21 protein-coding genes are annotated in these 26,270 nt (G+C 69.1%); 11 read left to right on the top strand and 10 right to left on the bottom strand.

Annotated features, from left to right (window positions below; all coding sequences use genetic code 11):
* Positions 1-10: 10 nt before the first annotated feature.
* The 8 genes from BLU02_RS11185 to BLU02_RS11150 all read right to left on the bottom strand — a co-directional run bounded on the left by BLU02_RS11185 (position 11) and on the right by BLU02_RS11150 (position 9,281).
* Positions 11-1,966, bottom strand: a complete 1,956-nt coding sequence (locus BLU02_RS11185) for a BCCT family transporter (protein WP_060921949.1) — start codon at positions 1,964-1,966, stop codon at positions 11-13.
* 137 nt (positions 1,967-2,103) lie between these two features.
* A complete protein-coding gene (locus tag BLU02_RS11180; RefSeq protein WP_060921950.1) occupies positions 2,104-3,837 on the bottom strand; it encodes an ABC1 kinase family protein in 1,734 nt (577 codons plus the stop codon).
* Between the two features lie 45 nt (positions 3,838-3,882).
* Positions 3,883-4,500: a PadR family transcriptional regulator gene (locus tag BLU02_RS11175; RefSeq protein WP_082750032.1), complete on the bottom strand. Its 618-nt coding sequence runs from the start codon at positions 4,498-4,500 to the stop codon at positions 3,883-3,885.
* Positions 4,501-4,571: 71 nt separating this feature from the next.
* Positions 4,572-5,483 (bottom strand): ROK family protein, encoded by a 912-nt coding sequence (locus BLU02_RS11170; RefSeq protein WP_082750029.1) that lies wholly within the window; start codon positions 5,481-5,483, stop codon positions 4,572-4,574.
* A complete protein-coding gene (locus BLU02_RS11165) occupies positions 5,480-6,163 on the bottom strand; it encodes an N-acetylmannosamine-6-phosphate 2-epimerase (RefSeq protein ID WP_060921951.1) in 684 nt (227 codons plus the stop codon). Before BLU02_RS11165 ends, BLU02_RS11170 begins: the two co-directional genes overlap by 4 nt.
* Positions 6,160-7,026, bottom strand: coding sequence for a carbohydrate ABC transporter permease (locus BLU02_RS11160; protein ID WP_025104068.1), 867 nt, complete (start codon positions 7,024-7,026; stop codon positions 6,160-6,162). Before BLU02_RS11160 ends, BLU02_RS11165 begins: the two co-directional genes overlap by 4 nt.
* Positions 7,013-7,981 carry a carbohydrate ABC transporter permease gene (locus BLU02_RS11155; protein WP_082750030.1) on the bottom strand — a complete coding sequence of 323 codons (969 nt, stop codon included), beginning with the start codon at positions 7,979-7,981 and terminating at the stop codon, positions 7,013-7,015. Before BLU02_RS11155 ends, BLU02_RS11160 begins: the two co-directional genes overlap by 14 nt.
* Positions 7,982-7,991: 10 nt before the next feature.
* The gene (locus tag BLU02_RS11150) at positions 7,992-9,281 is read right to left on the bottom strand and encodes an ABC transporter substrate-binding protein (RefSeq protein WP_060921952.1); all 1,290 of its coding nucleotides are present in this window, start codon (positions 9,279-9,281) and stop codon (positions 7,992-7,994) included.
* Positions 9,282-9,409: 128 nt separating this feature from the next.
* Between BLU02_RS11150 and BLU02_RS11145 the strand changes: the two genes are divergently transcribed.
* The 3 genes from BLU02_RS11145 to BLU02_RS11135 all read left to right on the top strand — a co-directional run bounded on the left by BLU02_RS11145 (position 9,410) and on the right by BLU02_RS11135 (position 13,398).
* Positions 9,410-10,126, top strand: coding sequence for a GntR family transcriptional regulator (locus BLU02_RS11145; protein WP_060921953.1), 717 nt, complete (start codon positions 9,410-9,412; stop codon positions 10,124-10,126).
* Positions 10,127-10,166: 40 nt separating this feature from the next.
* Positions 10,167-11,669 carry a DUF4127 family protein gene (locus BLU02_RS11140; RefSeq protein ID WP_167627846.1) on the top strand — a complete coding sequence of 501 codons (1,503 nt, stop codon included), beginning with the start codon at positions 10,167-10,169 and terminating at the stop codon, positions 11,667-11,669.
* A 127-nt stretch (positions 11,670-11,796) separates the two neighbouring features.
* Positions 11,797-13,398, top strand: a complete 1,602-nt coding sequence (locus tag BLU02_RS11135; protein WP_167627845.1) for a glycosyltransferase family 2 protein — start codon at positions 11,797-11,799, stop codon at positions 13,396-13,398.
* Between the two features lie 85 nt (positions 13,399-13,483).
* Here the strand turns inward: BLU02_RS11135 and BLU02_RS11130 are convergent, their stop codons facing one another.
* Positions 13,484-14,827: an HNH endonuclease signature motif containing protein gene (locus BLU02_RS11130; RefSeq protein ID WP_231919560.1), complete on the bottom strand. Its 1,344-nt coding sequence runs from the start codon at positions 14,825-14,827 to the stop codon at positions 13,484-13,486.
* 266 nt (positions 14,828-15,093) lie between these two features.
* Here BLU02_RS11130 and BLU02_RS11125 point away from each other — a divergent pair, with 266 nt between their 5' ends.
* The 5 genes from BLU02_RS11125 (at position 15,094) to BLU02_RS11105 (ending at position 21,031) form a co-directional block, all read left to right on the top strand.
* A complete protein-coding gene (locus BLU02_RS11125) occupies positions 15,094-16,173 on the top strand; it encodes an extracellular solute-binding protein (protein WP_060921318.1) in 1,080 nt (359 codons plus the stop codon).
* A 37-nt stretch (positions 16,174-16,210) separates the two neighbouring features.
* The gene (locus BLU02_RS11120; RefSeq protein ID WP_060921317.1) at positions 16,211-17,230 is read left to right on the top strand and encodes an ABC transporter ATP-binding protein; all 1,020 of its coding nucleotides are present in this window, start codon (positions 16,211-16,213) and stop codon (positions 17,228-17,230) included.
* Between the two features lie 151 nt (positions 17,231-17,381).
* A complete protein-coding gene (locus BLU02_RS11115; protein ID WP_060921322.1) occupies positions 17,382-19,091 on the top strand; it encodes an ABC transporter permease in 1,710 nt (569 codons plus the stop codon).
* Positions 19,088-20,110 carry a LacI family DNA-binding transcriptional regulator gene (locus BLU02_RS11110; RefSeq protein ID WP_060921316.1) on the top strand — a complete coding sequence of 341 codons (1,023 nt, stop codon included), beginning with the start codon at positions 19,088-19,090 and terminating at the stop codon, positions 20,108-20,110. Before BLU02_RS11115 ends, BLU02_RS11110 begins: the two co-directional genes overlap by 4 nt.
* 42 nt (positions 20,111-20,152) lie before the next feature.
* Positions 20,153-21,031, top strand: a complete 879-nt coding sequence (locus tag BLU02_RS11105; protein WP_060921315.1) for a metallophosphoesterase — start codon at positions 20,153-20,155, stop codon at positions 21,029-21,031.
* Positions 21,032-21,035: 4 nt separating this feature from the next.
* On the opposite strand, the gene BLU02_RS11100 is transcribed toward BLU02_RS11105, so the two are convergent.
* On the bottom strand, positions 21,036-21,548 hold the full coding sequence (locus BLU02_RS11100) for a hypothetical protein (protein WP_060921314.1): 513 nt from the start codon (positions 21,546-21,548) through the stop codon (positions 21,036-21,038).
* Positions 21,549-21,688: 140 nt separating this feature from the next.
* Here BLU02_RS11100 and BLU02_RS11095 point away from each other — a divergent pair, with 140 nt between their 5' ends.
* From BLU02_RS11095 to BLU02_RS11085, 3 genes are all read left to right on the top strand, one after another.
* Positions 21,689-23,191: a SulP family inorganic anion transporter gene (locus BLU02_RS11095; protein ID WP_060921313.1), complete on the top strand. Its 1,503-nt coding sequence runs from the start codon at positions 21,689-21,691 to the stop codon at positions 23,189-23,191.
* Between the two features lie 538 nt (positions 23,192-23,729).
* Positions 23,730-24,314 carry a Swt1 family HEPN domain-containing protein gene (locus BLU02_RS11090; protein ID WP_060921312.1) on the top strand — a complete coding sequence of 195 codons (585 nt, stop codon included), beginning with the start codon at positions 23,730-23,732 and terminating at the stop codon, positions 24,312-24,314.
* Positions 24,315-24,404: 90 nt separating this feature from the next.
* The gene (locus BLU02_RS11085) at positions 24,405-26,234 is read left to right on the top strand and encodes a lipase family protein (protein ID WP_082749946.1); all 1,830 of its coding nucleotides are present in this window, start codon (positions 24,405-24,407) and stop codon (positions 26,232-26,234) included.
* The last annotated feature ends 36 nt before the right edge of the window (positions 26,235-26,270 follow it).

Here is a 26,270-nt window from a genome sequence, read left to right as displayed (position 1 = left end):
GCTCCCGCGTTCAGTCCTTGTCGGCAGGGGCGTCCATCGCCGCATCGACGGCGGCGTCCACCTCGGCCGGCGGGATGATGTCGATCGCCTCGGTCGCGGCCTCGTACACCTCGGCGAGGGTGTCGTCGACGGTGTCCTCGTCGATCCAGGCGAGGTCGTCCTCCGAGTGGTCGTACTCGACGGGCACGAGGGCGAAGTCGTCGCCGTACTCCTCGAGCCCGGCCATGACGCTGTGGCGGACGGCGGCCCGGGCATACCGGTCGCGCAGGATCAGGGGATCCCGCCGCAAATCCTTCATGAACGCGATCATCATGAACGCCATGATGATCGCGAACGGCAGCGCCGCGATGATCGTCGCGTTCTGCAGGGACTGCAGGCCGCTCCCCTCGGCGCCGCTGACGAGCAGCACCGCCGCGATCACCCCGACGAGCACACCCCAGACGACGGCGACCCAGCGCGACGGCTCCGGGCGGCCCTGCTGGGACAGCGTGCCCATGACGAGCGAGGCGGAGTCGGCGCCCGTGATGAAGAAGATCGCGATGAGGATGATCAGGATGATGCTGGTGACGAGCGGGAACGGCAGGTTCTCCAGCACCCCGAACAGCACCTCCTCCGGCGGGTCGACGACGAGACCCGCGCCGTCCATCTGCTGCTGGATGGCCGTGGTGCCGAAGATCGCGAACCACACGAGCGAGATCGCGGACGGCACCACGATGACGACCGACACGAACTGACGGAGCGTGCGGCCGCGCGAGATCTTCGCGATGAACATCCCGACGAAGGGCGACCACGAGATCCACCACGCCCAGTAGAAGATCGTCCAGCTCGACAGGAAGGCCTGCGCGGCTTCACCCTGCGAGGCGGAGCGGCCGATCATGGTGGGCAGGTCGCCGAGGAACTGGACCGCGACCGACGGGATGACGTTGAGGATCAGCAGCGTCGGGCCGACGAAGAACACGAAGAACGCCAGCAGGATGGCGACCACGGCGTTGATGTTCGACAGCGCGCGGATGCCCTTGGAGACACCGGAGACGGCGGACGCGATGAAGCAGGCCGTGAGCACCGCGATGACCGCGATGAGGATGCCGTTGCCGAGGGGTCCGGCTCCGCTGACGATCTCGACCCCGTGCCCGATCTGCAGCGCACCGAGCCCCAGCGAGGCGGCCGTGCCGAACAGCGTCACGATGATGGAGAAGATGTCGATCGTGCGGCCGACCGGGCCCGTGGTGCGGTTCTCGCCCAGCAGTGGGGCGAAGATCGAGGAGATCAGCGGCGTGCGGCCGCGGCGGTAGGCGCCGTACGCGATGGCTCCGCCGACGAGCGCGTAGAACGCCCAGGCCTGCGGACCCCAGTGGTACAGCACCTGGGTCTGCGCGGTGTGCATGGCCTCGAGGGTGTTCGCCTCGACGGTGCCTGGCGGCGGGTTCTCGAAGAACGTCAGCGGCTCGGCGGCGCCCCAGAACACCAGGCCGATGCCCATGCCCGCCGCGAAGAGCATGGAGATCCACGAGAACATCGAGAACTCGGGCTCCTCGTCGTCGCGGCCGAGCGGGATGCGCCCGTACTTGCTGAAGCCGACGAACAGCATGAACACGAGGATGATCGTGGCGATGGTCGTGAAGAAGAAGCCGAAGTACTCCACGACCCAGGCGAGGACCGTGCTCGTGGTGCCGGCGAGGTTGTCCCCCGCGAACACGCCCCACGCGATGAAGGCGAGGGCGAACGCGGCGGCGACGCCGAAGACGAGCGGGTCGGTGCGGTAGGTGCGCCCCGTCTCCTCGACCGAGACACCGGGCACGAGCGCCGGGTGCACGCTGCGCGGCGGGACCGTCGTGATGTCACGGACGATCTTGCGCGCGGTCTCGGAGGCCTTCGCGGCTTGTCGGTGCGTCCCGGTCACGACGGCGTCAGTGCGCGGACGGGTCGATCCTGCGGAGCGTTCGGTGGGCTTCTCAGGCGTGTCCATGAGAGACCATCTTTCCACCTGCGGGGCCTCAGGCGGACGCGGGAGATCAGGCGCTCCTGGTTGGGAGCGCCTGATTCCGCGCGTTCGCCTGTTCTGGCGGGGCCGTCGGGCGGGGTTCAGGCGGGGTTCGGCGGGAGTCAGCGGGGGCGGCGGCGGCCCAGGAAGAGGGCGCCGAGGAGCGGCAGCACCGAGACCCACAGCAGGGTGATACCCAATGGCGGGAGCGGACCGACGAGCAGCGCCCCGCCGACGAGTATCGCGGCGAACAGCACGCCGGAGGCGATCCGCCGTGCGATGCCCTCCAGCCGGTCGAGGCGGCGCTCCAGACGCGAGGTGTCGAAGGAGACGTTGCCGTCGTCGACGCGGGTGATGATGTCGTCGATGCGCTTCGGGAGCCGCCAGGTCGTGGCCGCGTTCGCCATGGCCTGCTCCGCCATGTCCTGCATGAGGTTTCCGGACTCGTCGCGGAGGAGCCGCGCGGCGTACGGCTCGGCCGCGTCCCACACGTTGAATGCCGGGTTCAGGCCGCTGCACATGCCGGACGTGAGGGACACGGCCCGGATGAGGAGCAGCATGTCCTCGGGGAGCTGCAGCGGAAGCCGCCGCACCATGTCGCCGAACTCCTCGGCGAAGTCGGTGAACTCCCGCGGGTCCACCCGGCTCAGCTCCGCGAACCCCATGCCGCCGAAGCGCGCGAAGAGGGCGGTCAGCGCTCGCTCCAGCTCCCCCGTGTCGGCCGTGGGGAGCAGCACGCCGATCTCCTTCGCGGCACGGACGAGGCCGCGACTGTCCCGCGCTGTCACCGCGATGAGGAGGGTCCGCAGCCCCTGGCGGAGGTTGTCGGAGACCTCGGCCATCATGCCGAAGTCGATGAACGTGAGCCGGAAGCCGCCCTGGGCCCCTGAGCCCCCTTGGGTCCCTGAGCCCGCTTGGGTCCCTGAGCCCGTCGAAGGGACGGGCGTGACGAAGATGTTGCCGGGGTGCGGGTCGGCGTGCACGAACCGGTGCGTGAAGACCTGGTCGAACATGACCTCAGCGAAGGCATCGGCGACCGCGGAGGGGTCGATGCCCGCCGCCCGGAGCGCCGCGGTGTCGTTGATCTTGATCGCGGTCACGTCGGACAGCGTCAGGACCCGGCGGGTCGTGCGCTCCCAGACGATCTCGGGGGCGGCGACGCGCGGGTCGTCGGCGAAGTTCTCGCGGAACCGCTCGGCGCTGCGGGCTTCGTGGAGGTAGTCGATCTCCTCGAGGCTCGTGACGGCGAACTCCTCCACGAGGGCGGGGGCGTCCACGCGGTCGGCGACGATCCGGACCCGGGTCAGCCACCGCGCGACCCGGCGGAGGGCGGCGAGGTCGACGGCGACGATCTCGTCGATGCCCGGGCGCTGCACCTTGACCACGACCTCGTCGAGCCCGGTGTCCTCCGCATCGAGCGCCGACAGCCGCGCCCGGTGCACCTGGCCGAGGGACGCGGCCGCGACCGGGGTGTCGTCGAACCAGGTGTACACCCGCTCGAGCGGCATGCCCAGCTCGGCCTCCGCGAGCGCCCGGATCTGCGGGGTGGGCACGGCGGGAACCTCGTCCTGCAGCCCCTCCAGCTCGGCCGTGATCTCGGGCGGGAGCACATCGAGGCGCGAGGACATGAACTGCCCGACCTTGATCATGAGCCCACCGAGTTCGACCGCGAGCGTGTGGAACCGCCGCGCGAACCGCTGCATGCGGCGGGCGCGCGTGCGCTCCGCGACGGACGACAGCCCGAACCGCGGAAGCACGAGCTCGAACCACCAGATCTTCAGGAACTCACGGCTCGCGAACGACAGGATGCGGCGGTACCGGGCTCGGTGAGGACCCTGTGCCGCCGCTGCCGTCATCGCGTCATCCTTCCGCCGTTCCGCGCCGGACGCCGCACGACGCGGTCAGTCCTGGGCGAGGATCGTGTACAGCCTACGGCGGGCCTCGTCGAGCACCTCGATGGCCTGCTGCACCTGCTCCGGGGAGCCGCTGCGCCCGACCTGCGCGGCCGCGGCGGCGAGATCGACTCCCGCCTTCGGCAGAGCGCTGTACCGGGCGTCACGACTGCGGTCCTTGTCGGAGGACGGCACCCACGGCGGGGTCTCGGTGCTCTCCGCGGCGACGGCCCGGCCGGCCTCGGTGAGGGCGTAGGTCTTGCGGCCGTTCTGCTCCTCGGCCTCGATCAGGCCCTCGTCGGCGAGGAGCTGAAGCGTCGGGTAGACGGAGCCGGCACTGGGCTTCCAGGTACCGCCGCTGCGCTCGGCGATCTCGTTGATGATCTGGTAGCCGTGCATCGGTCGCTCGGTGAGGAGCGAGAGCACGGCGGCGCGCACGTCGCCGCGGGCCATGCGGGACCCGCCGGAGGGACGCGACTCGAACGACTTGCGGAGCTGGTCCATCGCTTCGAACAGTGCTCCGGCCGGACCCTGCGAGCCACCGAAGAGGTTGCCGAGGCCGCCGGCGAAGTCGCCGCCGTTGCTGCCGTTGCCGCCGAACGGGGTGGAGGGGAATGCGTTGTTCATGATGACCTCCCAGTCGTGAACGATACTCAACGATATATCGTTAACGCTGAATGTGGGGTGGGAATCCGGACTCAGACCCGTGCCAGCACCGCAGCCCCGGTGACGGTCGCATCGACCCCGAGCTCCGCGGATCGCACCCGGGCCGTCGACGGGCCCGGCATCGCCGCCTCGCGGTAGGCGCGGGCGACCCCGGCGAGATACCGCTCCCCGATGGCCGCCACGCCGCCGCCGACGGCGACGACCTCCACGTCCAAAAGCGCCTGCGCCCCGGCCAGCGCGCGCCCGAGGAACGCCGCCCCCTCCGCGATCACCTCTTCGGCGACCGGCTCCCCGGCACGAGCGGCCGCGTCCACGTCCCGCAGCGTGCGCGCCGTGCCGGTGCGCTCGAGGTACGTCTGCTCCAACGCCGGACCGGAGGCCACGGCCTCGACGTGCCCGACCCCTCCGCAGCCGCATCGACGACCGGCCAGTCCTGGCGGGAGGGCGAGCTCGGTGTGCCCGACCGATCCCGCCGTGCCGGTCACACCCGCGCGGAGACCGTCCGGGAGGACGACGGCTCCCCCGATGCCGGTGCCGACCGTGACCATCAGCAGACCACGCGCTCCCCGACCCGCCCCTGCCGTGGCCTCCGCGACCGCCGCCGCGTGCACGTCGTTGACGACGACCACCGGGGCATCGAGGGCTCGGATGAGCGTCGCACGCAGCGGGAAGCCCGCCCAGCCGCTGATCGCATCGGTGGCGGAGGTGATGCCGCCGTCCTGATCCACCACGCCCGCAGTGCCCACGCCGACCGCCGCGAGCTGCTTCCCGCCGCGGATCACATCGATCGCATCGACGACCGCCCGCACGATGGCCTCGCCACCCTCCCGAGCCGGCGTCGGCAGGGTGTGCACGGCGGTGGCGCGACGGCGCGCCCCGCCCGGCTCCGCACGGAACCCGGCGACGGCGATCTTCGTCCCGCCGATGTCGACCCCGACGATCACACGCGCTCCCGGGCGGCCGGCGTCGCGGCGACGAACCGACGCGTGAGGGCGATCGGATCGGTGATCGCTCCGCCGACGACGACTGCAAAGGCCCCGGCGTCAAAGGCCGCGCGCACCTGCGCAGGGGTCTGGTAGCGACCCTCGGCGATGGTCGGGATCCCCGCGGCGACGAGCGCGGCCACAAGGTCGAGGTCAGGGTCGTCCTGACGCGGCGAGTGCGGGGTGTAGCCGGACAGCGTCGTGCCGACGACCGCCGCCCCCGCCGCCCAGGCCCGCTCGCCCTCCGCGACCGTCGACACGTCGGCCATCACCGGTCGCCCCGTCGCCGCGGCGATCTCCCCGATGAGCCGGAAGTCCGTGCCGAACTGCTCCGTCGTGGCGTCCACCGCGATGATGTCGGCCCCGGCCTCCGCCAGCCCCGCGGCGAGCGCGCGTTCCGGGGTGATGACGTTGCGGACGCCGTTCCAGACCTTGTGGAGCCCGATGATCGGCGCATCGGTCACCGGTCGCACCCGACGGATGTCCTCCGGCCCGTTGAGCCGCAAGCCGCTCGCACCGCCGAGCAGCGCCGACTCGGCGAGCGCGCCGATGACGTGGGTGTCTCTCGCGGGGGCTCCCGCGGAGGCCTGGACCGAGGCGACGAGCCGGCCGCGGAGGAGGGCGAGGGATTCATGGGTCACTTGAGGGCTCCTGCACTGGCACCGCCGATGAAGAACTTCTGGCCGAGGAGGAAGATCGCCACGGCCGGGAGGGTGAACATCACGCACGCGGCCATGAGCGGCCCCCAGGCCACGTCGTTCTCCCCGAAGAAGGCGTACAGACCGATGGACAGCGTGTACGTCGACTGGTCGTTGAGGTAGATGAGGGGATTGAGGAAGTCGGTCCACGCCCAGACGAACTGGAAGATCGCGGCGGTCACGATGGCCGGGCGCGCCAGCGGGAGCACGATCGTCGCGTAAGTGCGGAACTCGGAGGCACCGTCCAGGCGGGCGGCCTCGATGAGCTCGTCCGGCACCGCGAGGAGGAACTGCCGGATCATGAAGATGAAGAACGGCGTGCCCAGGAACGCGGGGACGATGAGCGGGAGGTAGGTGTTCGTCGCCTCCAGCCCGTTCCACACGAGGAACAGCGGGATCAGCGTGACCTGCGGCGGCAGCATCATCGTGGCGAGCACGAGGATCAGGAGCGGTCGGGCGCCGCGCCACTTCACCTTCGCCAGCGCGTAGGCGACGAGGGGGCAGGAGATGACCGTGCCGAGGATGCTCATGCCCGAGACGAAGAGCGTGTTGGCGAGGTAGCGCCACACCGGGATCTGCGCGAACGCCTCGGCGAAGTTGGCCGTCGTCCACTCGGCGGGCAGCAGGGTGGGCGGGGAGGAGAAGACGTCGCCTGGTGTCTTGAACGCGGTCGACAGCATCACCAGCAGCGGGAACAGGAACAGCAGCGCGAGCAGCGTCACCGCGATCTGCTGCCGGACGCGGCGGAGCGTGCGCCGGGTGCGGCGGGGCCGGCGCACCGGTGCGGAGATGTCAGCGTGCACCATCGTGGACCCACTTCCTCGAGGTCGCGAGCACGATGAGGCTCACGGCGAGCGTGATGATGAACAGAGTCCACGCCATGGCGGAGGCGTAGCCCATCTTCAGGAACACGAAGGCGTTCTGGTACAGGTACATCGCGTAGGAGAGCATCGACTGCCCCGGCCCCGAGCCCGCCTGGTTGAGGCGCTCCTGCGACAGGATGTAGGGCTGCGTGAAGATCTGCAGGAACCCGATGATGCTCACGATCACCTGGAACAGGGTGACCGGGGAGACCGTGGGCCAGGTGACGTTCGTGAAGCGGCGCCACGCCCCCGCGCCGTCGAGCTCGGCCGCCTCGTACAGCTCCTTCGGCACCTCCTGCAGGGCGGCGAGGTAGATGATCATGGTGCCGCCGACGGTCCACAACGACATGAGGATGATGGCGGGCTTTGTCCACTCCGGCTGCTGCAGCCAGGCCGGCCCCTCGATGCCGAACCACGACAGGAAGTAGTTGATGAAGCCGTACTGGGCGTTCAGCAGCCAGCGCCACAGGTAGCCGCCGACGACGACCGGCACGATCGACGGGAGATACACGAGCGCGCGATAGAGCGGCTGGCCCCGCACGGGCGTGTTCAGCAGGTGCGCGCCGGCGAGCGCGATGCCGATCGCGAGCGGCACGCCGAAGACGGTGAGCACGGCTGTGTTGGCGAGCGACTTCCAGAAGACCCCGTCGGCGAACATCTGGGTGTAGTTGTCCAGCCCCACCCACTCCGGCGCCTGGAACAGGTTGAAGTCGGTGAAGCTGTAGTACGCCGACGCTGCGATCGGATAGGCGAAAAGGAACAGGAAGCCGACGATGAACGGCGACGCGAAAGCCAGGCCGATCAGCGTGGTCCGGCGGCTGCGGCGCCGCCGGACGGGAGCGCCGGGTCCGGCAGGAGCGTTCTCCTGCCGGACCCGGGGTGCTGTTGCCGTGGTCACGAGAACCGACTCACTTCGAGGCGTAGGAGGCCATGCGCTCCTCGACGGTCGCGATCGCCTCCTCCGGGGTGGCGGTCAGTCGCACGACCTCGTCGAACGCGGTCGCGAGGTCGGTCGCATACTCGGCGCTGTACGGACGGCTCGCCAGGGACTTCGCGTTCGGGGAGGACGCGGCCTCCGCCCAGACGCCGAAGTCCTGCAGCTCGTCGAACGCGGCGCTGCCCGCGAGGGAGGAGCGGCCGGGGAGGTTGCCGAGGGCGACGGCGAACTTCTCCATGGGCTCGTCGCTCACGAGGTAGGCGAGGAAGGTGGCCGCCTCCTCCTTGTGCTTCGAGTTCGCGGGGATGAAGAGGGTGCTCGCGGTGACCTGCGTGCTGTTCTCCAGGTCGGGCGAGGCGGCGGGTATCGCGGTCACGCCCCACTCGAACTCGGGGGCGATCTTGGCGGCGCTGGCCGACCGCCACTCGCCGTCGATGATCATGGCGACCTGGCCGCTGAAGAACGGGTCCTGCGCGGAGAGGTACTCGCCCTGTCCGGACACGAACGTGGCCATGGCGTCGGCACCGACCGGCTCGATCACGTTGTCCTGATACCACTGCAGGGCCTCGATGTTCCCGTCTTCCGCGGGGGTCGGGCCGTCTTCGCCGTCCCAGCTCCCGCCGAACGCGTAGCCGAGGGTCGTGAGGGTGGTGCTGTCGTTCGCCGAGCCGAGTCCGAGCTGCGTGATCTTGCCCGACGCGTCCTTCTTGGTGAGCTTCGGGATGGCGGCGGCGAGCTCGTCCATCGTGGTCGGCGGGGTGACCCCGGCCTCCTCCAGAAGCTGTGGGTTGTAGAGGAGCTGGAAGCTGTGGATGGCGATCGGCAGCGAGTAGATCTTGCCGTCGTAGGTCATCTGCTCCATGGCGCTGGGGACGAAGTCGTCGACATCGATGTCCTCGGCGGCGATCGCCTCGTCGAGCGGTGCGAGGATGCCCTTCGAAGCCCAGGCGCCGACGGTGTTGCCGAAGTTGTCGGAGATGTCGAAGGAGCCGTTCGACGACGACATCGACGTGAGCTGCTTCTGGGTGTCGGGGCTGGAGACGCCCTTGACGACGATGTCGTCCTGACTGGCGTTGAAGTCGGCGATGATCGCCTCCAGCGCCTTCGCCTCCTCCCCTCCCCACAGGTACGAGAACGTGATCTCGGTGGGGCCGTCCGCATCACCGCCGCCGCCGGCGCAGCCGCTCAGGGCGACGATCGTCGCCGTGCCTACCGCCCCGGCGACCAGGACGCGTCGGCGCATGTTGTGCTTCACGTGCATGGGGATTCTCCGCTCATCGTTGACCGTGCAAAGGATTGGAATAGACCAATTAAGAACCGCTGAGAGGAGACATTGACACAATCCCGGGTGATCGTCAAGATTGGGTTAGTCCAAACGAGGGGGAAACCATGGCGGCGATCGAGGGCGTCACGAAGCACGAACGCGTGCGGCGGCATCTGGAGAAGGTCATCGACCAGGGGCTCGCACCCCACGAGAAGCTGCCCACGGAGCGCGAGCTCGCGGAGTCGCTCGAGGTGAACCGGCAGACGGTGCGTCGCGCCCTCGACGAGCTCGAACGGGACGGCCTGGTGTACCGGCTGCAGGGGGCGGGCACCTTCGTGAGCGCCTCGCGGATCAGCAAGGCGTTCGAGCTGACGTCGTTCTCGGAAGACATGCTCGCCCGGAACATGAGGCCCGGCTCCCTCTCCGTCGACGTCGGCACCGCGGCGGCCGGGCAGACCGCCGGATACGCCCTGAACCTCAGCCCGCAGTCCCCCGTCGTGCGGATCCGCCGCGTCCGGACCGCCGACGACATCCCGATCTGCCTGGAGGTGTGCTCGATCGCGGCCGACACCGTGCCGGGTCTGGAGGACGGCATCGTGGGCGACTCGCTCTACGACGACCTGCGCACCCGGTTCGGCATCACCGCCGTGCGCGCCGACCAGGAGATCCACGCGGTCGTCCTCGACGAGGAGCAGGCGGCCGCGCTGCAGACGCCGCCGTTCTCCCCCGCCTTCCTCGTGAAGCGCACGACCTACGACGCCCGCAGCCGCCCGATCGAGTACGCCGAGTCGGTGTACCGCGGCGACCGCTACTCGTATCTCGTCTCCATCGCCCGCCCCTGATCCCCGATCTGCGACCCTCTTCACCGACGAAAGGCTCCTCGTGTCCGACCCGATCCTCCGCCCCCGCATCGCGCTGCTGCCCCTCGACGACCGCCCGGTGAACGTGAAGCTCCCGGGAGACGTCGCGGCCGTCGCCGGGGTGACCCTCGACGTCCCGCCCGCCGCGATCCTCCCCTCCTACCGGACCGCGGGCGATGCCGACGGGTTGGGCGCCTGGCTGCGCCAGCGTGCCGCAGACCCGGCGACCGTGCACCTGGTGGTGTCGGTGGACATGCTGCTCTACGGGGGACTCATCGCGAGCCGCACGAGTCACGACACCACCCGCGACGTGCTGGCGCGCCTGGACGTGCTGCGCGAGGTGCGGCGGATGCGGCCCGACCTGCCGATCTCGGCGGTGTCGCTGGTGACCCGGGCGAGCAACTCCTACTCCGCGGCCGAGGAGCCGACCTACTGGACGGAGCACGGCAAGGAGATCCACGCGCTCGGCGGCGACGCGCACCGGCTGCTCGGCGAGACCGAGGTGCTGCCGCTCGACGAACTGACCCCGGTGCCGGCCGATGTGGTCTCCGACTACTCGTCTCGGCGGCTGCGCAACCACATCATGAACCTCTCCACGCTCGGCCTCGTGGAGGACGAGACCCTCGACTTCCTGGCGATCACCGCCGACGACACCGCTCCGTTCGCGGCGGGCAGCGCGGAGCAGGTCTGGCTCCGGCACTGGATGCGGATGCTGCCGTCGGGCCGGCGCGTGCTGATGTACCCGGGGGCCGACGAGGTCGGGGCCGCGCTCGTCGCCCGGGCCCTCGCGGCGAACGCCGGGGTGACCGCCTCGTTCTCGGTGGTCTGCGCGGACGCCGCCGGCATGGAGCGCATCCCGCCCTACGAGAACATGTCGCTCGCGGCGTCGGCGAGCCGGCAGATCCGCGCAGCCGGCGCCGAGGAGGTCGCCGCAGGAGGCGATGTCACCCTCGTGCTGCACGCCCCGGACCCCGACCGGCACGACATGTTCCGCGGGCGGCCGGAGGTCGTCGACGCCGAGGCCGTCGCGGGGACGGTCGCACTCGTGCGGGAGCGTCTGGACGCCGGGCAGCACGTGGCCCTGGCCGACGTGCGCTACCCGAACGGCGCGGACGAGGCGCTCGTACGCGCGCTGGCCGAGGCCGGACTGCTCGGGCGCCTGGAGGCCTTCGGCGGGTGGAACACCGCCGGGAACACGCTCGGCAGTGTCGTCGCAGTGGCCGCCGCCGCAGTGGTGGGCAGGGCCGCCGGCTCCTTCGACGAGCGCGCCGCGCGGATCGCCCTGCTCACGCGGCTGCTCGACGATTTCGCCTACCAGGCCGTGGTGCGCACCGATGCGGGCCCGTCGCTCTTCCCCGACATCTACCCGATGACCGAGGATTCGCAGGTCGCGACGGCCGAGCGCGTCATCCGTGCGGAGCTGACGGCCCTCCTGGAGTCGATGCTGCCCGCCGATGACGTGCGAATCGTGGAGCTGACCCTCCCCTGGCGGCGCTCGTTCGAGATCGGTCTCACCCTGCACTGATCCTCCGCGGCGTCGGCATACACCCGAGACCGCCGCGAGCCTGGCGCGCTCCACAGGAAGGGATGGTTGGCTGGAACCTCCGGCGGGGGAGATTCGGGCCGGCCATGATCACAGGGGGATGACGTCCATGAGCAGTGCAACCGGGGACGAGGCGGCCGGGGGCCGCGTGCGGGTGAGCGTGGTGGTACCGGTGTTCCGGCCGAAGGCGTCGTTCGACGACCTCATCGCGTCTCTCGACGCCCAGACGCTGGATCGGGAGGCGTTCGAGGTCCTGCTCTGCGACGACGGCTCCGGGGAGGAGACGGCCGCGCGGCTCGAGAGCATCGCGAAGGGTCGCCCCCACGTGCGCGTGCTTTCGCTGCCGCACTCCGGGTGGCCGGGCACTCCGCGCAACCGCGGCGTCGAAGAGGCCAGGGGCACGTACGTGCAGTTCGTCGATCAGGACGACTGGCTCTACCCGCGCGCACTGGAGCGGCTGTGCGACTACGCGGACGAGAACGGCTCCGATGTCGTGGTCGGCAAGGAGGTGGGCATCGGACGCAAGCTGCCCGCCAAGATCTTCCAGCGCGACATCCCGAACGCCGTGCTCGGGGAAGACCCGATCCTGGAGATGCTGACGCCGCACAAGATGTTCCGGACGGCGTTCCTGCGGGAGAACGGCATCCGCTTCCCTGACGGGAAGGTGCGACTCGAGGACCATCTCTTCGTGATGCAGGCGTACTTCGCCGCCGACACGATCTCGGTCCTCGCGAGCGAGCCCTGCTACGCGTGGGTGAAGGAGCCGGGGAGCGCGAGCTCGTCCCGGATCGAACCGGAGTCGTACTTCCCGCATCTGGAGACCGTGCTCGACGTGGTCGAGGCGAACACCGAACCGGGGAAGGTGCGGGATCGACTGCTGCGGCACTGGTTCCGCGGCAAGATCCTCAACCGGGTCGCCGGGCGACGGATGGTGAAGTACCCGGCGGAGTATCGCGACCGTCTGCTAGACGTGGTGGTGCCGCTCGCGCAGCGCCGCTTCGGACCCGGCGTGGACGCGGGGCTGTCGTTCCCGCAGCGCATCCGGGCCGCTCTGCTGCGCGCCGATCGCCGCGACGACCTGCTCGCCTTCGCTGCCTTCGAGGCGGACACGACCTGCACCGCCACCGTGACGGCGGCGCGCTGGTCGCGCGGCGGCCTGCAGCTCACCGTGCGCGTCCGTCTGCTCCGGGACGGCGAGGAAGCGTTCGTGTTCGAGACCGTCGGTTCCGCCGACCGACTGGTGTCCCTGCCGCTGTCGACGACCGAGGATCTCCCCTCCGGGCTTCTCAACGCCCGCAAGGAACGTCGCGCGGACCGGGTCGACCTGGTCGCGCGCGATACGCCGACGCCCGGCCGACCCGCGGAGTCGACGGCCGGCTCGGAGCGCAAGATCGGCGGCCGGCGCCCGAAGCGTCTCGACGCGGTGCCGATCGCCCTGGACCCGATGAAGGTGTTCCGTGAGGACGGCGCTCGCGAAGCCGACCTCACCGTCGCCGTGCGCTACGCCGGCTGGATGTTCACCGCTCCGCTGACAGCGGCTCCCGACGTGACGGCACACCTCGGCAGGTCGCCGCTTCTCGCGGGCCGTCGGGTCGAACTCGTGCGTAACGAGGACGGCAGCCTGCGGCTGCGCCGCGAGTGGCCGGGCGGCGCCTGGCGCGACGCCCTCGCGCGTGCCGCCCGCCGCGTCCGCTCCCGACTTCGCCGCTGACAGCGCGAGCACAGCGCACCCCTCCCCTTCGGGCGCCGGCCGCCCGAGACCCCGACGCCCGGCATCGCGAACAGCCGCTATCCACTCAGGCCGCGACATCGAAGCGCGCCCGTCCGCCCAGCCGCGGTGTGCGCTGCGGGTCGACCCACCGCGGCGGAAGGAACCACGGCCGGCCGGCCACACCGGAACCCTCGATGACGATCTCCCACCCGTTGTCATGGATACGGTGGTGACAGGTCTCGCAGAGCAGGATCCCGTTCGAGAGATCGGTCGGACCTCGGTCGCGCTGCCACCAGCGGAGGTGATGAGCCTTCGTCATCCCCGGCGGGAGCCCGCACATGGCGCACCCGCCATCCCGCTCGGCGAGCGCCAGGCGTTGGGCTCGTGTGAAGAGGCGCTTCTCGCGACCCCAGTCGAGCACTTCGCTCGCCCCGCCGAGGACGCAGGGGATGACGCCGCCGCTGGCAGCCATCCGCCGCGCGGCGCCGATGTCGATCACCTGGTCGAGGCCGTCGATCGTCGCCGACCCGGCTCCCGCCTGCAGATCGTCCAGCGATACCCGGACGATCACCGTCGCCCCCGCGAGCGGCACCCGATCACCCTCGCACCCGAGCACGTGCCCGCAGAAGAGGGCCAGCGCATCGGCCTGGATCATCGCGACAGTCCGCCGATCCGCGTCCGGCGCACCGGCGTCCGGGGCGTCGAGGCGGGCGGCGAACACGGCGGACACGTGCCCCCGGATCGCAGTGACGACCGGCGCCGCGGTCTCGGCATCGAGCTGCGCGTGCAGGTGCACCATGCCGTCACGTTCGAAGATGCGCAGTCCGCGCCGAGCGCGCTGCTCCTCCGCCCGCGGCGCCACGCCGTCGGGGTCGAGCCACGCTTCGGCGCGGAGGACGAGCTTGCGCACCGCATCAAGCTCGAGACCTTCGGATGCACCGATCAGCACACGCTCCGCCTCGGCGATGCGCTCCGCCCCGGCGGCCACACGGCAGCGATCCAGCAGCGCGACGAGGAGACCAGCCGCCGGCGCCCCGAGCGCACCCGACGCGAGCGCTTCCCGGAGGAGCGGGTACCGCGCGGGCAGCGGCGCACCGAGCAGATCGCTCCGCGGGGCCGTCGCCTCTCCCACCTTCACCAGACGCTGTGCCTCCCCCGTCGAGATACCCGTCACCGCGGCGATGAGCTTCGCCGCCGTCCGGTAGCCGCGTTGCTTCGCCAGGCTGTCGGCGCCGAGCTCGGCGCGCGACTCCCGGGCGATGCCGGCGGCCACGTCGACGTGCAGTGCATCGAGCCGGCGCTGCAGGAGTCCGATCGCGTCGGCGACGTCGACGAGTTGCGCGCGGGAGAGCTCCGGGGCATCGCCCGCAGACCCCCACGCCTCGTCGAGACGCTCCATCGCCTCGCGCAACCCGGACATTTTCGACATGCTTCATTCTATCTCGCGAGGTGCGATTTTCGAAGAAATGTTCGAGTCAATACCGGCATTCCGCGCCCTCCGACAGGACACCCCACACCCCGGTCCGGGACCCATCCCCCACCCGTTCACCTCATCGCATCCTCGCGTTCACGCCGCGCGCCTATCTTGAGTGCGGACGCGCGACCGCGCTCACGAAATCAGGCAATCTTTGTGCCTTCACCACAAGAACCGGTAGTGTCGCATCGACACACCTCGAAGGCGAGAAAGGGACGAACATGGCCGACAGGCAGCAGAGGCGCTGGGCGCTCATCGGATTGACGGCCGCGGCGGCGATCGCGCTCACCGGATGCACGGCGGGCGGCGACGGAGACGCGGACGGCGGCGGCAGCGACAGCGGCTCCGGGGACACCCTCATCGTCTACACGAACTCGAACAGCGACGGCCGCGGTGAGTGGATCACCGAGAAGGCGGCCGACGCGGGCATCGACATCGAGATCGTGGGCCTTGGCGGCGCCGACCTGACGAACCGCATCATCGCGGAGAAGAACAACCCCGTCGGCGACGTGGTCTTCGGCCTGAACAACATGTTCTTCGAGCAGCTCAAGACGGAAGAGGCCATCACGGCCTACGAGCCGAGCTGGAGCGGCGAGGTGCCCGCGGACGCCGGCGACCCGAAGGACGGCGCGTTCTGGCCGCTCGTGGAGCAGGCGATCGTCACGGTCTACGACGAGAACCGCATCAGCGACGCGCCCACCGACCCCGACGACCTGTACACCGACGAGGAGTACGCCGGCCGCTACGAGGTCAACCCCGCGCTCGGCCAGGCCACCCCGCAGCTCGTGCTCGCCAGCATGCTCACCCGTCACCTCGACGAGGACGGCGACCTCGGCGTGAGCGACGAGGGCTGGGACCTGGTGAAGTCGTACTACGCCAACGGCTCCCCCGCCGTGGAGGGCACCGACCTCTACGCCCGCATCACCCGCGACGAGGTGGACTACGGCGTGCTGCCGTCGAGCGGCATCTCCGCCCGCGACGAGGAGTACGGCACCAGCACCGGCATGATCGTGCCCGAGTACGGCGTCCCCTACGTGACCGAGCAGATCGCGCAGATCAACGGCACGGACAACGAGGACAAGGCGCAGGAGTTCATCGACTGGTTCGGCAGCGCCGAGGTGCAGGGCGAGTTCGCCGCGGAATTCAACGCCATGCCGGTGAACGAGGGCGCGGTCGAGAAGGCCAACCCCGAGGTCGTCGAGCTCATGGGCACGCTCGACCGTCAGGACATCGACTTCGGCTTCGTGAGCGAGAACCTCGGCGCCTGGGTCGAGAAGGTCACGCTCGAGTACATCGGCTGACCCGCGCAGTCCCGCACCGGCAGAGAGAGAGAAGACGATGATCCGTTTCGACGACGTCGAGGTCGTGTTCGGCGACCACCGTGCGGTCTCGCACCTCGATCTGGAGATCCAGGAGGGTGAGTTCTTCACCCTCCTGGGTCCGTCCGGATGCGGCAAGACCACCGCCCTGCGCACGCTCGCGGGGTTCATCGAGCCGACCGGCGGCCGCATCCACATCGCCGGTCGTGACGTGACCCGCGTACCCAGCGAGAAGCGCGGCGTGGGGATGGTGTTCCAGAACTACGCGCTGTTCCCGAGCATGAACGTGCGGGAGAACATCGCGTTCGGCCTCTCGGTGCAGAAGGTGTCGAAGGCCGAGCAGCGGCGGCGCGTGGACGAGGTCGCCGATCGCACCGGGCTCGCCGCGTCGCAGCTCGACAAGAACGTGGCGGAGCTGTCCGGCGGCCAGCAGCAGCGCGTCGCCATCGCCCGGGCGCTCGCCCTCACCCCCAGCATCCTGCTGCTCGACGAGCCGTTGTCGAACCTCGACGCCAAGCTCCGCGTGCAGCTGCGCGAGCAGCTCAAGGAGCTGCAGCACGAGGTCGGCGTGACCACCGTGTACGTCACGCACGATCAGGAGGAGGCGCTCACCCTCAGCGACCGCATCGCCGTGCTCGACGCCGGGACGCTGCAGCAGGTGGGCACCCCGGAGGAGATCTACGACCGCAGCGCCACGCCGTTCGTCTGCCGGTTCATCGGCGAGAACAACCGGCTCACCCCCGCGCAGCTCGTCGCGATCGGCGCGGGCCTCGACGCCACGGCGGAGAGCTACGTGCGGCCGGAGAAGCTGCACCTCGCGTCGCCGTCCGAGGTCACCGCCGGCGGCACGGCGTCGCTCGACGGCACCGTCGCGGAGCGCACGTACCACGGCAGCCACAGCGTCTACACAGTGTCGGCGGCCGACGCGACGCTCCGGGTGAGCGTGCCGGCCGCGGCGAGCGCGCAACGGTGGGACGTCGGCGACGCCGTGCGCATCGACGTCGACCCGCGGTGGATCCTGCAGTACCCGGCGGCGTGACATGAGCGCTCCGCAGAACGAATCCCGCCCGGTGCCGCCGCCGTCCGCGGCCATGACCGACGCTCCCGGCGCGCTGACCACCGAGGCCGCCGAAGCGGGCACCGCGACGGAGCCCCGCCTCCGCCGCGGCCGCCCCGGCAGCGTGCGCGCGATGCTCCGCTCGCCGCTCGCCTGGGTGACCGGCATCGTCGTGATCTGGTTCGCCGCCGCCTTCCTCGTGCTGCCGAACGCCGAGCTGCTCGCCGCGACCTTCTTCCCGGACGGCCAGTTCAGCATCCGCGCCGTCGAGAAGCTGCTCGGCAGCGAGCGCGCGCTGAAGACGCTCGGCAACAGCTTCCTCCTCGCGATCACGCTGTCCGTCACGGTCAACGTCGTCGGGGTGTTCATCGTGCTGGTGACGCAGTACTTCCAGGTGCGCGGCGCGAAGCTCCTGTGGCTCGGCTACGCCACGACCCTGATCTACGGCGGCATCGTGCTCGCCGCCGGCTACAACTTCATCTACGGCAAATTCGGCTTCATCACGAACCTGATGGTGAACATCTGGCCGGACATGAACCGGGACTGGTTCTCCGGCTACTTCGCGGTCGTGTTCGTGATGACGTTCGCGACGACGACGAACCACATGCTGTTCCTGTCCTCGTCGCTCGGCAAGGTGGACTACGCGTCGATCGAGGCGGCGAAGCTCATGGGCGCCTCGACCTGGACGATCCTGCGCCGCATCGTGCTGCCGGTCATGAAGCCGATGCTCTTCGCGGTCACGGTGCTGACGTTCCTCATCGGTCTCGGGGCCCTCACCGCGCCCCTCGTGCTCGGCGGGCCGGACTTCCAGACCGTCGCACCCCTCATCATCGACCTGTCGCGCAGCCCGATCACGCGCGACATCGCGGCGCTGCTGGCGATCGTCCTCGGCGTCGCGACCATCATCCTGCTCGCGATCATGAACCGCGCCGAGAAATCGGGGGTGTACTTCTCGGTGGCGAAGGTGGCGACGCCGATCCAGAAGCAGCGCATCCGCAACCCGTTCGCGAACGCGGTCGTGCACGTGGTCGCCTACCTGCTCTGGGTGATCTACCTCATCCCGGTCGTGCTCATCGTGATCTTCTCGTTCGTGGACGCGCGGAGCATCCTCGCCGGATCGATCACGCTCGACAGCTTCACGCTCGACAACTACATCACCGTGTTCTCCAGCGCGGCGGCCCTCCGCCCGTTCATCGTGAGCGTCGTCTACAGCGCCCTCGCCGCGGTCATCGTGGTGGGCGGGCTGCTGTTCGTCGCGCGGATGATGCAGAAGCACCGCAACCTGCTCACCACGGCCATCGAGTACGTGCTGCACATCCCGTGGATCCTGCCGATCGTGCTGATCGCGCTGGCCTTCGTGATGGCGTTCGACGCGCCGCAGCCGTTCGTCGGCAACATCGTGCTCACGGGGACGCCGGTGCTGCTGCTCGTCGCGTACATCTGCGTGAAGATCCCCTTCACGCTGCGGCTGCTCAAGGCCGGGTTCGCGTCCGTGCCGGACTCCCTGGAAGACGCCTCGCGCATCCTCGGCGCCCGCTCGCTGACCACGTTCCGGCGCGTGCTCATCCCGCTCGTGCTGCCGACCGCGGCCGCGATCACGGCGCTGAACTTCAACAGCCTGCTCGACGACTACGACGCCGCGATCTTCCTCTACCACCCGCTGTACAAGCCGCTCGGGGTCGCGATCCAGGAGAGCACGCGCGGGGAGAACAACCTCGACGCGATGCCCATCACGTTCGTCTACACCGTGCTGCTCATGATCATCATGGGTGTCACCATGTATCTCGTGTATGGACGAGGTTCGCGCGCCGGAGCGCCCCGCCGACGGAAGCAGCGCGCATGAGCGGGGCGGACGCCGGGACGCCCGCCCTGCGGGTCACGATCAGCGACGTCGCCGCGGCGGCCGGGGTGTCCCGCGCGACGGCGACCAGGGCACTGAAGGGCGAGGGGCGGTTCGCGCCGGAGACGCAGGAGCGCATCCTGGAGGCGGCCGAGCGGCTCGGGTACGTGCGCAACACGATGGCCGCCGAGCTCGCCGCCGGACGCACCGGCACCGTCGGCCTCATGCTGCGCGACGCGAGCAACCCCGCGTACGGTCTCCTCTTCTCCCGGTTGCAGGAAGAGGCCCATCAGAGCGGCCTCGACCTGGTGACCGTCACGATCGGCGCCGACGAGCAGGGCGCCAAGCAGGTGAATGCGCTGCACCGGCTGCTCGGCATGCGCGTCGCGGGACTCATCGTCGCCACCGGCGGCATCTCCGCGGCTCAGCTCGAGCCCTTCGCCGACCAGGTGCCGATCCTGCGCGCCGGGCGCGTGGAGTCGGCGGGCCGCATCCACACCGCCCACTACGACGACGAGGGCCACGGGCGCCTGCTCGCGGAGCACATCGTCGCGCTCGGGCATCGGACCGTCGTCGTGCTCGCCGGAAGCCCCGACGCGTCGTACCCGGAGCACCTGCGCGCGCTCGCGATGCAGGAAGTGCTGACCGCGGCTGGGGTCGCCGTGACGATGATCTCGGCCGGCGCGCGTCCCGAGGACGGCGTGCACGAAGCCCTCGCCGCCGTGCGCGCCGGGGCGACCGCCGTCATGTGCGCCTCGGACTACCGGCAGCTCGCCGTCATGCGCGCCGCTCGCGCGGCCGGGCTCCGCGTGCCGGAGGACGTGAGCGTGACCGGGTGCGACGGCATCCTTCCCGGCGCCGACCTGCTCGGGCTCACCACTCTGCGGATCCCCGTGGAGGCGGTGGCCGCGGCCGCCGTCGAGACCATGCAGCAGCTGCTCACCGCGGACGAGCCGGAGATGCTCGTGCGCCGCTCGTTCACGGGAACGCTCGTCTCCGGATCCACGGCCGCCGCCGTCTGACATCTGCCCCGACCTGCCTCCGTCCGCCGACCAGGAAGAGACATGATCCTCACCGAACACCCTCGCCCGTCGCACACCTTCGTGCACATCTCCGACACGCACCTGCCGGGTGAACGGTCGCCGCTGTACGGCAGCGGGGCCGACGCCGACGCGAACCTGGCGGAGATGCTCGACCGGCTCGTCGCCTCGGGGCTCCGTCCCGACGCGCTGCTGTTCACGGGAGACCTGACGGACCGGGGCGATGCCGCCGCCTACAAGCGACTGCGCGAGCTCGTGACGCCCGCCGCCGATGCGCTCGGCTGCGAGGTCGTGTGGGCGGCCGGCAACCATGACGACCGTCGTGCCATGCGATCGGAGCTCGGACTCGCGGGGGCGGGTGACGAGCCGATCGTCGAGGTGCGGTGGTTCGGGGGGATGCGCGTCATCGTCGTCGATTCGACGGTGCCCGGCGCGCATTGGGGGGAGGTGCCGTCGTCGCAGCTGGATCGGCTGGAGGGAGAGCTGTCGACGGCGGCACCGCAGGGCACGCTGCTGCTCATCCACCATCCGCCCCTGCCGACGGTGCTCGACCTCGCCGTGACGGTCGAGCTGCGGGATCAGGACGCGCTGGCCGCGGTGCTGCGGGGGTCGGACGTGCGGGGCATCCTGTCCGGGCACGTGCACCATCCGTCCTTCGGCACGTTCGCCGGGATCCCCGTCGCCGTCGCCTCGTCGAGCGCGTACGGTCAGGACCTCGCGCAGCCCGTGGGTGCCACCCGCGGACAGGACGCCGCGCAGGGCTACAACCTCGTGCACGTGTACGCCGACACCATCGTGCACTCCGCCGTCTCGCTCGAGCGCGGAGCGGACGTCGGCGAGCCGGTCGCCGCCGACGAGGCCGGGCGACGGATCGCCGGCGTCGGGATCGACTGGCGGGACTAAACCGTCACGAGGCGGTCATCGGCGTCACCTCGACGTCGATCGAGCCGAACGGGAACGGGCTGACGACGCTCCAGGATTCGCCCGTGAACTGCTCGATCGGGATCAGCGCGAACCACACGTGCGAGACGACGATCGCGACCACCACGAACAGTCCGACTCCGCGCAGGGTCCACTCCAGGGTTCGCAGCGCCGCGCGCTCGTCAGTCGCCTTCATCACGCGACCGAGCGCGAGCAGCACGATGCCGGCGATGGCGACGTAGACGAGGGGGCTCGGCGCGAGCGTCAGCTGGATGCACTGGGGAGCCTCGTCCACCGGCTGGCCCGCGGAATCGATGAACCCTCCGTTCGCGTCGACCCCGCCGGGGCAGATGCCCTTGCTGGCGGTCATGAACACGGGGTAGAGGAATGCGGCGATCAGCGACCACAGGAGGACGCGGCGGATCGCGGCGATGACCACGGCGCCGGGGAGCGCGGCGGGTGCTGTTTCCGGGGAGGTGGAGGGGGCTTGCGACGACATACGGGGCTCCTCTCGGCGGTCGTGTTCATCCTGGCGGATGTGAGGGGTGAGGTGGAAGGGGCGCGGGGTGGGCGACTTGCGCATCAGTCATAGGCTGGAACGTCTGCCTCTTTCTGTGAGGCGCCTTCCCCTGGAGCTCCATGTCTGCAACGACGGTCGACGACCGCGCCCGCTATCGCGCCCACCCTTCGGTGCTCGATGCCCTGAAGAATCCGCGACTGCTGACGCGAGAGGTGCTGGCCGGGCTCGTCGTCGGACTCGCGCTCATCCCGGAAGCGATCGCGTTCTCTGTGATCGCGGGGGTGGACCCGAAGGTGGGGCTGTTCTCGTCGTTCATCATGGCGGTGTCGATCGCGTTCCTCGGCGGGCGACCGGCGATGGTGACCGCGGCGACCGGTGCCGTGGCGCTCGTGATCGCTCCCGTCGCGCCGACGTACGGCCTCGACTACTTCATCGCGACGGTCATCCTCGCCGGGATCTTCCAGGTGGTCCTCGGGGTGCTCGGCGCGGCGAAGCTCATGCGGTTCATCCCGCGCAGCGTCATGGTCGGGTTCGTGAACGCGCTCGCGATCTTCGTGTTCAGCTCGCAGTTCCCGCAGCTCATCGACGTGCCGTGGCTGGTGTATCCGCTGGTGGCGCTCGGGATCATCGTGATGCTCGTGATGCCGAAGCTCACCAAGATCGTGCCGGCGCCGCTCGTGTCGGTGATCATCGTGACCGGCGTTGTGCTCGCGTTCGGGATCACGGTGCCGACCGTCGGCGATCAGGGTGAGCTGCCGCGGAGTCTGCCGTCGTTGTTCATCCCGAACGTTCCCCTGACGTGGGAGACGTTCACGATCATCGCGCCGTTCGCGCTCGGGGTCGCGCTCGTCGGGCTGATGGAGTCGCTGCTCACCGCGAAGCTCGTCGACGAGATCACCGACACCCACTCGAACAAGACGCGCGAGTCGTGGGGGCAGGGCGTCGCGAACGTGCTCTCCGGGATCTTCGGCGGAATGGGCGGCTGCGCGGTGATCGGTCAGACCATGATCAACGTGAAGGCGTCAGGCGCGCGGACCCGCATCTCGACGTTCTGCGCCGGGATCTTCCTGTTCCTGCTGGTCGTGGTGTTCGGCGACTTCGTCGGGACGATCCCGATGGCGGCGCTCGTGGCCGTGATGATCATGGTCGCGATCGGGGCGTTCGACTGGCACAGCGTGCGGCCGTCGACGTTGAAGCGGATGCCGAAGAGCGAGACGTTCGTGATGGTGGCGACGGTGGTGCTGGTGCTGATCACGCACAACCTGGCGGTCGGGGTCGTCGGTGGGGTGCTCGTCGCGTCCGTGCTGTTCATGCGGCGGGTGGCGCACTTCGTATCAGTTACTCGGGTTCTGGGGCCTGCGGGCGATGTGGTGACGTATGTCGTGGAGGGGGAGCTGTTCTTCGCGTCGAGCAATGACCTGACGACGTTGTTCTCGTATACGGAGGATCCCGATCGGGTTGTCGTCGATCTGTCAGGGTCGCATGTGTGGGATGCGTCGACAGTTGCCGCGTTGGATGCGATCGAGACGAAGTATCAGGCGTTGGGGAAGACGGTGGAGATCGTCGGGATGAATGACTCCAGCGGGACGATGCACGGGCGGCTGACGGGTGGGTTCGAGTAGCGGGGGGCCCTCACAGCTACCGCGGCCAGAGCCAAGCTAATTTGCCTTATCCTGACCAGCAGTGAGCCAACGAATGCCTTTGAGCATTGGAGAATCATGGCGTCCAACGCAAGCATCCCACCGGAGCCGACTGTTGAAAGTACTCTCGCTGAGTAGAAGAAGTACTTCGACCAGATGCGGAAGCAGCAAGAGAGCATCTCCATCCGCGACTTGATCGGGTCCTGGGGCGCGCGAGGAAGAGGACGAAATATGGTCGAGACGGTTACGACCGATCTCGCCAACATGGGATTCGAGATTGATCCACCAATTGACACCGGAACCCTCGACACTCGCGTCAAAATTCGAAACGCGACAGCCTCGTCCAAGCAAGCCGACCCCGACGACCATCTTCTAACCCTCGCGCGGATTCCTGCCGCATCCTTCGCTTTGGCCAATCGAGACGAGCCATCGCTTCCAGGCCTGGTCGAGCCATCGACACCAATTGATGATGCGACTGCGATGATGCTGCGGTACGACTACTCGCAACTCCTCGTTGTTGATGACGTCACTCAAGCGCAACCTCATCGGTGTGGTCAGCTGGAAATCTTATGGCTCGGCGCGGCTTCGCCGCGAAGAGTCTCGATACGTCGCGGACATTCTCATGCCCGCCACACCGGTCGACCTACACTCAGACCTATTTTCAAATGTCGGCCCGGTGGTGAAGTACGACTTCGTTGCAGTGACATACCAAGGGAAGCTGGCAGGCATCGTCACCGCAACCGACCTCACGGAGCAGTTCGAAGACCTAGCGGTGCCGTTCCTCGCGGTCGGTCGCTGCGAGAGAGAGCTGAAGCGAGTGGCGCGCGCCAAGTTCACCGGTGTAAACGCAGAGGACATCGACAGTGCGATGCTGGGAAAGCTGCAGCGGATGTACGCCGAGCACTGGGATGATCTCGGTTGGTCCATCAGCAAAGACGAGTTCAACGCCTGGATCGACTCAGTTCGGGAGCTCCGGAACAAGGTGGCGCATTTTGACGATAAGGATCTCGACCTGCGCCCCGCCGTGAGAACCGTCCACCAGCTCGCCGCTTGGCTTCGGGGGGTTCGAACCGAACAATTAACGTCCACAAGTCCGGCCACTTAGCCCGGCGCGCTGGGGGAGCTCGCCGGGTGCCTGTATGCACGCGCAGGTCAGTCGTACACCAGTATGCGAGATCTCGGCCATGATCAGTACATGGACATCGACGGCGCTTCCGGCCCCACCGAGACGACCCTGCTCTTCCTGCATGGTGTGGGCACGGGCGACCCCGGGGACCTCTGGCGGAACCAGCTTGACTTGACACTGCGACGCCTTGGTTATCCAACTCTCGACGATTCCGCTGTCATCGCACCGAAGTATGCGCACGCGCTCAAGGGCTTCGACGGCAAGACGACCATCCCTCCGGTGACAATCACGCAGCCCGGACGAGAAGCCGCACGAAGGAACCGGCGCGAGTTCGAGCGGCGGGTCGGAGCACTCGAGTTCCGACTCGGTCGGCATCACCGTGGAGGCGGAACGCTGGGTGGACAAGTAGTGATCGATACTGCCCTGGCGCTCCCCGCTTTCGTGCAGGCCCGCAACTACGTGTCGAACGAGCAGATCCGCGCCAACGTGCTCCGCCGCATCCTTGAGGCGTTACCCGACAGGGGACGTCTCGTCATCGTCGCGCACAGCCTCGGTTCGGTCATTGCCGCCGATGTGCTCCGACGCTTGCCCACCGCCCTCGAGGTCGCGGGGCTCGTGACTATCGGCAGTCCGCTCGCGAGCGCACGCTTCGAAGTCGACAAGCTGCGTGATGCGCTCAAAGAACCGCCGACGAACCTCTCCTGGTGGGTGAACTTCTGGAATCGACATGACCCCGTTTCAGCTAGTCGCGGCGTGTCCTCGGTCTTCCCCTGGCTCATCGACTTCCGCATCGACTCGCTTCCGAGCATCCACGTCCACGATGCCGTGCAGTACCTTGCCGACGACGCCGTGGGTGCCGCGGTCGGATATGCACTTTTCGGCTCACAGTCGAAAGAGGTCGAGCGCGCGCACACTGCCGTTGACATCCCGCTCGATGTCGCGGAACGGTACGCAGTAGTCGCGCTGCGTTACGCATCGCTGATCCGCAACAGGCTCGACGGCGACGTTGGCGATCGATACTCCGGAGCCCTCCGCTACGTGCAGGCCACGGCGATCGACAACATCATGCAGCGCAACGAGCAGACGCGGCGCCCGACCCCGTCAGCGGTCGCGCGACTCGCCTTCGACCTTGCCGACCCGGATGCCCCGACGCCGGCTTCCCTTCCCACGAGCCATATTGCGAAAGACGATGCGGTCGTGCTCTTCACGGTGCTTGCGTCTGAGAACATCCTGCGCCCCTTCGAGATCACGATCCCTCAGGACAAGCAGCAGAGCGCGCTGAGAGATCTGGCAGCGGAGATGGACCTAGGCAGCCAGTTCGGCGCCGACGTCTTCGAAGCGGCAAAGCGATCCCGTGAGGTACTCAGCGGAAGCAAGGTAGCCGCCAACCTGATCAAGTGGGGCGCCATCGGCGCAGGAGCTGCGGCTCTCGTTGCCGCGACCGGCGGGTTGGCACTCGCGGTCGCCCCCGGCGTGGTCGGCGCTGCCGTTGTGACGACAGCTCTGGCGAGCTTCGGCCCGGGCGGCATGATCGGTGGGCTCATCACGGCGGGCACACTCGTCAGCGCCGGCGGAGGTGGCATCGCTTTCGGCCTCGCCAGCCCAGGAGCAAGTGCAGAAACGGTCGAGACCGTTGTCGCGCGGCAACTCGCCGCTGTGATCTTGCGTGAGCTCCAAGGTCTCGAGCAAGATCCCGCGGTGTGGCATAACCTCGTCGAGATCGAATCCGAGGTTCGGCGAGAGTACGAGCGGCTTGATGAGTTCTCCGACGACAACGCCGCGGGGATGAGAGAACTCAAACGCAAGCTCGCAGCAGCCGAGCGGGCTCTGGCCTATATGCGCGGCCGCGGGTTGGAGCCGGGCGCTTTTATCGACGACGAGGAAGACTTGTCGGCGTGATCATGGACGGCGCCCGCCCGCGTCGTTTCGAAATGA

Origin of the sequence: Microbacterium paraoxydans, from assembly GCF_900105335.1 — a bacterium.
Classification (GTDB): Bacteria; Actinomycetota; Actinomycetes; order Actinomycetales; family Microbacteriaceae; genus Microbacterium; species Microbacterium paraoxydans.
The sequence above is the reverse complement of the archived record's forward strand: the minus strand, read 5'-3'. Positions and strand labels throughout refer to the sequence as shown.

Bases quoted from the DNA above. Each gene is read 5' to 3' on its own strand.
- BLU02_RS11185 (WP_060921949.1), bottom strand. From the start codon at position 1,966: ATGGACACGCCTGAGAAGCCCACCGAACGCTCCGCAGGATCGACCCGT.
- BLU02_RS11180 (WP_060921950.1), bottom strand. From the start codon at position 3,837: ATGACGGCAGCGGCGGCACAGGGTCCTCACCGAGCCCGGTACCGCCGC.
- BLU02_RS11175 (WP_082750032.1), bottom strand. From the start codon at position 4,500: ATGAACAACGCATTCCCCTCCACCCCGTTCGGCGGCAACGGCAGCAAC.
- BLU02_RS11160 (WP_025104068.1), bottom strand. From the start codon at position 7,026: ATGGTGCACGCTGACATCTCCGCACCGGTGCGCCGGCCCCGCCGCACC.
- BLU02_RS11150 (WP_060921952.1), bottom strand. From the start codon at position 9,281: ATGCACGTGAAGCACAACATGCGCCGACGCGTCCTGGTCGCCGGGGCG.
- BLU02_RS11145 (WP_060921953.1), top strand. From the start codon at position 9,410: ATGGCGGCGATCGAGGGCGTCACGAAGCACGAACGCGTGCGGCGGCAT.
- BLU02_RS11135 (WP_167627845.1), top strand. From the start codon at position 11,797: ATGAGCAGTGCAACCGGGGACGAGGCGGCCGGGGGCCGCGTGCGGGTG.
- BLU02_RS11130 (WP_231919560.1), bottom strand. From the start codon at position 14,827: ATGTCGAAAATGTCCGGGTTGCGCGAGGCGATGGAGCGTCTCGACGAG.
- BLU02_RS11125 (WP_060921318.1), top strand. From the start codon at position 15,094: ATGGCCGACAGGCAGCAGAGGCGCTGGGCGCTCATCGGATTGACGGCC.
- BLU02_RS11120 (WP_060921317.1), top strand. From the start codon at position 16,211: ATGATCCGTTTCGACGACGTCGAGGTCGTGTTCGGCGACCACCGTGCG.
- BLU02_RS11115 (WP_060921322.1), top strand. From the start codon at position 17,382: ATGCTCCGCTCGCCGCTCGCCTGGGTGACCGGCATCGTCGTGATCTGG.
- BLU02_RS11110 (WP_060921316.1), top strand. From the start codon at position 19,088: ATGAGCGGGGCGGACGCCGGGACGCCCGCCCTGCGGGTCACGATCAGC.
- BLU02_RS11105 (WP_060921315.1), top strand. From the start codon at position 20,153: ATGATCCTCACCGAACACCCTCGCCCGTCGCACACCTTCGTGCACATC.
- BLU02_RS11100 (WP_060921314.1), bottom strand. From the start codon at position 21,548: ATGTCGTCGCAAGCCCCCTCCACCTCCCCGGAAACAGCACCCGCCGCG.
- BLU02_RS11095 (WP_060921313.1), top strand. From the start codon at position 21,689: ATGTCTGCAACGACGGTCGACGACCGCGCCCGCTATCGCGCCCACCCT.
- BLU02_RS11090 (WP_060921312.1), top strand. From the start codon at position 23,730: ATGACGTCACTCAAGCGCAACCTCATCGGTGTGGTCAGCTGGAAATCT.
- BLU02_RS11085 (WP_082749946.1), top strand. From the start codon at position 24,405: ATGGACATCGACGGCGCTTCCGGCCCCACCGAGACGACCCTGCTCTTC.